A 1,039-nucleotide genomic window follows, 5' to 3' on the forward strand; every position below is an offset into this window, starting at 1 on the left:
GGCTTTGTTGCACAAACCTATCTGTAAAGGCTTTTTCAGCGATATAATTTTCAAATGAAGAAGCCTACACACAAAATCTACCGCACAACCAATTGGCCCGCATATAACCGAGCACTCATGAGTCGCGGAAATATTGCCATTTGGTTTGATCCTGCTACGCAATGGTATGCTCCATCAAAAGGCAAACAAGGGCGAAATCAAACCTACTCCGACGCAGCTATCCAATGCTGCTTAATGATTAAATCTCTATTCCGTTTGTCTTTACGTATGGTCACTGGCTTTGTGCAAAGTCTGATTAAACTTTGCGGATTAAATTGGACCGCACCAGATTACAGTACGCTTTGTAGAAGACAAAAGCATATTGATATTGCAATCAGCTACCAAAAAAGTAGCGATGGGCTGCATCTACTCGTAGACTCTACAGGCATGAAGTTTCTAGGTGAGGGCGAATGGAAACGCAAGAAACATGGAGCTGAATATCGTCGCCAATGGCGTAAACTACATATTGGTATAGATGCCAAAACCCTACAAATACGCGCTATTCAGCTCACAACCAATAATGTCAGTGATTCACAGGTGCTTGGTGATTTACTTAATCAGATTCCACAAGATGAGCAGATTGACTCTGTTTATACCGATGGAGCTTATGACACCAAGCAATGCCGTCAGGTCATTGCAGATCGGCAAGCGCATGCGGTGATTCCACCTAGAAAAAATGCGAAACCATGGAAAGATACAAAGAGTAGCTCGCTAGAGCGAAATGAATTACTTCGAACAGTTAAACATTTAGGCAGGACATTATGGAAAAAATGGTCAGGCTATCATCGCCGCAGTTTGGTGGAAACCAAGATGCATTGCATCAAATTATTAGGCGATAAATTAATGGCAAGAAGCTTTCCTAGTCAGGTGAATGAGATCCATGCACGTGTAGCAGTCCTTAACAGATTTACGGAATTAGGTCGCCCACTTACCCAAGTTACGCCTTAAATTTGGATCAATTAGGGGCGCTTTGCATTTCAAATCTTTGTGCAACAAAGCC

The 1,039-nt window shown here is 42.4% G+C and carries 1 protein-coding gene; it reads left to right on the top strand.

Translation table 11 applies throughout. The features are described from left to right. Positions 1-54: 54 nt before the first annotated feature. The gene (locus EXE09_RS18635; RefSeq protein ID WP_099475569.1) at positions 55-987 is read left to right on the top strand and encodes an IS5-like element IS17 family transposase; all 933 of its coding nucleotides are present in this window, start codon (positions 55-57) and stop codon (positions 985-987) included. Positions 988-1,039: the final 52 nt, after the last annotated feature.

It is taken from the genome of Acinetobacter sp. WCHAc060025 (assembly GCF_004209355.1).
Classification (GTDB): Bacteria; Pseudomonadota; Gammaproteobacteria; order Pseudomonadales; family Moraxellaceae; genus Acinetobacter; species Acinetobacter wuhouensis.